This window comes from Deferribacterota bacterium, from assembly GCA_034189185.1.
Taxonomy (GTDB): domain Bacteria; phylum Chrysiogenota; class Deferribacteres; order Deferribacterales; family UBA228; genus UBA228.
The window spans coordinates 1-4270 of the sequence record JAXHVM010000157.1 but is presented as its reverse complement, the minus strand read 5'-3'; the positions used below and the strand labels follow the sequence as shown (position 1 = coordinate 4270).

The window sequence follows — 4270 nt, the reverse complement described above, 5'->3', positions numbered from 1 at the left end:
CTAAATCAGTCTTACGCAAGATGAGAAAAAACAATCTATCAACTCTATTTGTTCTTGATAAAGATCATAGGGTAATTGGTATTGTTAATGTGGGAGATGTAGCCAAAAACATAAATAAAGAAAAAAATATTATTAGTGATATTGTTGATACAGATATAGTTAAAGTTAAACTAGATACCCCTGCAACTGAGCTCTTTGCGTTAATTGAAAATTCTAAATACCCGCTTGCCGTTGTAGATGATGATGATCATTTAAAAGGAGTTATTATAAAAGGCTCTTTAATATCTATGCTTTCAAAAGAGGTTTCTACAAGTGGAGATTAATATACCAAGGTTACCCTTAGGTGAGTGGATAGAAATTTTTATTAATTTTTTAGTAGATAAGCTTTCTGTATTTACGAATGCCTTTTCTAATTTAACTGAGCAATGGTTAGATTGGTTAGAATTAGCTTTTTTATCAATTCCGCCTTGGGTATTTATTATTATTGTAACAGTAATTACTCTCTTTATAACAAAGAGAAAGGGCATAACCTTATTTGCTTTTATTGGCCTTTTCCTTATCTTAAATTTTAACCTATGGGAAGCTTCTATAAGTACACTTTCCCTTGTAGTTGTTGCTACCCTTTTTTCTATAATCATAGGTATACCCATTGGTATATTGTCAGCTCTTTATGAATATATATATAGAATTGTTACCCCAATACTTGATTTTATGCAGACTCTGCCAGCCTTTGTTTATTTAGTACCTGCTATATCTTTTTTTGGATTGGGTAAAGTGCCAGCAATATTTGCAACAGTTGTATTTTCTGTTCCCCCTACAATTAGGCTAACATCTTTAGGTATTCGCCAAGTTTCTGAGGAGCTTATTGAGTGTTCCAAGGCTTTTGGTTCTAATAAAAGACAGAGATTAGTCCAGTTGCAATTACCCCTTGCAAAATCTACTATTATGGCAGGCATTAATCAGACAATTATGCTTGCTCTATCTATGGTTGTTATTGCCGCTATGATAGGTGCTGGTGGGCTTGGTGGCGAAGTTTGGCGAGGTATACAAAGGCTTTGGATTGGCAGAAGTTTTGAAGCAGGCATTGGTATAGTTATAATTGCCATAATTCTAGATAGAATAACTCAAAGTATAGCAAATAAATAAAATTTTAAAAAGGAGGGTTAAGAAGATGCTATCTAAAAAAATTGGGTTAATCTTAATAATCTTTACAATTTTTTTAAATAATGTTTATTCTAGTGAAAAAGAGGTTACTATCCCCTATGTTGAATGGACAAGATGTGTTGCTATAACACATGTTGCGGGTGGAATTCTTGAGGATTTAGGCTACGATGTTAGCCTTAAATCTGTTGCTAATGCTGCAATGTGGGCTTCTGTGGCTAGTGGCAGTGCAGATGCCTTATTGTGTGCTTGGTTACCTATAACCCACGCCGATTTATACAAAAAATATAAAAAGAATGTTGAGATTGTTCAAACAAACTATAAAGGAACGATGATAGGATTAGTTGTTCCCTCTTATGTTAAGGTTGATAAAATTTCAGAACTTCATAAGCATAAAGAAAAATTTGATGGAAAAATTATTGGCATAGACCCAGGAGCTGGGATGTCTAAAATAATTGACAATGCAATTGAAAATAACCTTTCAAATCTTGGTGTGTTTAAGCATGTAACAGGTAGTGAGGCAATTATGATAGCAAGTTTAGATAGGGCAATAAAAAGACATGATTGGATTGTTGTCCCTTTATGGAAGCCCCATTGGGTTTTTAGCGCATATGATTTAAAAGTATTAAAGGATGAAAATAATATTTTTGGTGAGGGTGGTGATATATATACAGTTGTACACAAAGGATTAAAAAAAGATGATAAACTGCTTTATACATTTTTCAAAGATTTTGATTGGACCAAATTAGATTTGGGAGAGGTTATGATTGATGTTAAAAACCGTATTGATCCTAAAGATAGTGCAGAAAAGTTTATAAAAAACAAAAAAGAAAAGATCGACACATTATTAAAGCCAATATTAAAAACAGCTAAATAGATTGTTAATTATAAAATTAAATATTCTATTAGATAATAATTGAAAGATTAGAATTCAAGTAATTTGCGATATATGTTTATTTACATTTAATATCAAAGTATTGCGACCTTACTTCTGTTTTTATATCTTTAACAACTACACGTCCCATTTTTATATTACTTATTGGTGAATTATTTGATAAATAAATTTTTACTGCTTCATGATTTGTTATGTTTAAAGTTGTTGTATCTTTAACGTCTGGTATTCTGCATATGACATCTTCTGGATCCCCCTCTCTTTCACATGCTGCAATAGTATAAATTTTATTATCAACTAAAGGTTTATCACCTACATATATAGAATCAATTCTATTTCCGAACTCTGCACATGCATTAAATGTAATTTTCATACCAGAGGGTCTAGGTAACCAACCCCCAAATTGTTTATCAGGATCTTGAGAAAAAACATTTTCAAGTTCTTTTTCCCAGAACTCTCTAAGCTGCCATCCATATATTTTTCCTACTTTTAATTTTTCTACAACAGGATAAACATTCCAAAGGTCTTCTTCAGTTATGTAACCTGGAGGTATTGGATGTGAAAATCTAAAACCATTAGATAGTGCAATATCAGTATTTGTTATTTCACGTATTGCATCAGACAACATTGCATCCATATTTGTTTCAACTACATTGTATCTGTAGAGGTAGATGTTTGTATAACCAATAACGTTTTCCATTTTGGATCTATACGATAAAAGAGCTTTTTCAACAACGCTCTGTATGTTTGGATCTTTTTGAAAATCATTAGACTTTAATTCAATTAATTCCCACCTTTTATCAATAATTTTACCCTGTGAGATATATAGATCAACTTTACCTAAGAAAGATCCAAAGCTACCTGGTTCAACCACCATGGTATTGCCAATGTTAATAGGTTCATATGTCCTTTCGTGGGTATCACCAGATAATAAGATATCAACATTTTGTAACTGTCTTGCTAGGTTAACTGCCTTGGGAAGCCCAATGTGTGTGAGTAGTATAACGATATCAACTTTGTCATCATTTTTCATTCTATCAATAAGTGGTTGAAGCACCTCTTTGTCTTTATATATTAGACCTTTACTGTATGATGGTGGTTGCCTCTCAGGGACATCGGGATCAGTATAGCCTAAAATGCCAACTTTTATGCCATCTATTATTTTTATAATATATGGGTCAAAAATAAGTTTATTTGTATACTTATCTACAATATTTGAGGCGATAATGGGATAATTTAATTTGTCTGTTATTTCCAAAAGTCTTTCCTTACCATAGACAACCTCCCAATTGCCTAGTGCTGCTAGATCTAACCCTATAGAATTCATTGGCTCTATAATAGCCTCACCCTTACTAAGTGCAGCTGGTCCTGATCCCTGAAAAGTATCACCTGCATCCATAAATAAAAGATTTCCTGAATTCTCTTTTCTTAGTTTGTTTACAACGTAGGCAATCCTTGATAATCCACCTGCATTAGTAAAATATTCTTTATTATTCTCCCAAAACATCTCTTGATGTTCCTGTATTTGTGCATGAATGTCGGCAATATAGGCTATGGTTATCTTTTTTATACTTTTATTATCTATGGTTTTAGCGGAAGTTATCCCAAGATTCACAATAAAAATAAGAAACAAAGTTAATGTTTTAATTAATAAGCCTTTAATAGACTTTTTATAGGTTTGTAGAAAAATAAAATTGTTGAACATTTTTAATGATATATTTATTAATCTTATAAAAATCATTTCATATATCTGCACTTTTTTAATATTAATCTTCACTGTTAAAGTTGTCAATGAATTTTAGAATTTTAATATTTTTAAATTATAATCCATGTTGTAATGTTATTAAAACAGAAGTATAATAAATTTAAGCAATTATAATGGGGTGTAAAATGCCAATTGCAAGAATATTTATATTTATATTTATTTTATTAATTACAAATATATCTATTGTTAAAGGTGAAATTAGAGTGCCAATTTTGGTTAATGCTAATGAAAATATGGAAAACTTATTGGAAAGCGAGGATACTGATAATGATAATAAAATAACCGTTGATGATAAAGGTGATAAGATTTTTTATATAGAGAGTATTACAGGTAGAACATACAAAGTTGAAGGTGCCTACTATCTATCAAATGTTTTAATGCAATTATCGTTAGATAAAGAAGAAAATAAACAAATAATGTTATTAAGACCTTACTATATTTATGAAAATCCA

At 30.9% G+C, this 4270-nt stretch carries 5 protein-coding genes; 4 read left to right on the top strand and 1 reads right to left on the bottom strand.

What is annotated here, in order from left to right:
• From SVN78_08935 to SVN78_08925, 3 genes are all read left to right on the top strand, one after another.
• A partial coding sequence (locus SVN78_08935; protein ID MDY6821729.1) for a CBS domain-containing protein occupies positions 1 to 323 on the top strand: 323 nt, incomplete at its 5' end.
• On the top strand, positions 319 to 1146 hold the full coding sequence (locus SVN78_08930; protein MDY6821728.1) for an ABC transporter permease subunit: 828 nt from the start codon (positions 319 to 321) through the stop codon (positions 1144 to 1146). The genes SVN78_08935 and SVN78_08930, both read left to right, overlap by 5 nt.
• Before the next feature lie 25 nt (positions 1147 to 1171).
• On the top strand, positions 1172 to 2038 hold the full coding sequence (locus SVN78_08925; GenBank protein MDY6821727.1) for a glycine betaine ABC transporter substrate-binding protein: 867 nt from the start codon (positions 1172 to 1174) through the stop codon (positions 2036 to 2038).
• A 76-nt stretch (positions 2039 to 2114) separates the two neighbouring features.
• Here SVN78_08925 and SVN78_08920 read toward each other — a convergent pair whose 3' ends face one another.
• The gene (locus tag SVN78_08920; GenBank protein ID MDY6821726.1) at positions 2115 to 3668 is read right to left on the bottom strand and encodes a bifunctional metallophosphatase/5'-nucleotidase; all 1554 of its coding nucleotides are present in this window, start codon (positions 3666 to 3668) and stop codon (positions 2115 to 2117) included.
• A 275-nt stretch (positions 3669 to 3943) separates the two neighbouring features.
• Here SVN78_08920 and SVN78_08915 point away from each other — a divergent pair.
• Positions 3944 to 4270 (top strand): trehalase calcium-binding domain-containing protein (locus tag SVN78_08915; GenBank protein MDY6821725.1); only part of this gene is annotated, 327 nt, incomplete at its 3' end.

What these genes read in the sequence shown, in the direction of transcription:
- SVN78_08925 (MDY6821727.1), top strand. Translation starts at nt 1,172, where the DNA reads ATGCTATCTAAAAAAATTGGGTTAATCTTAATAATCTTTACAATTTTT.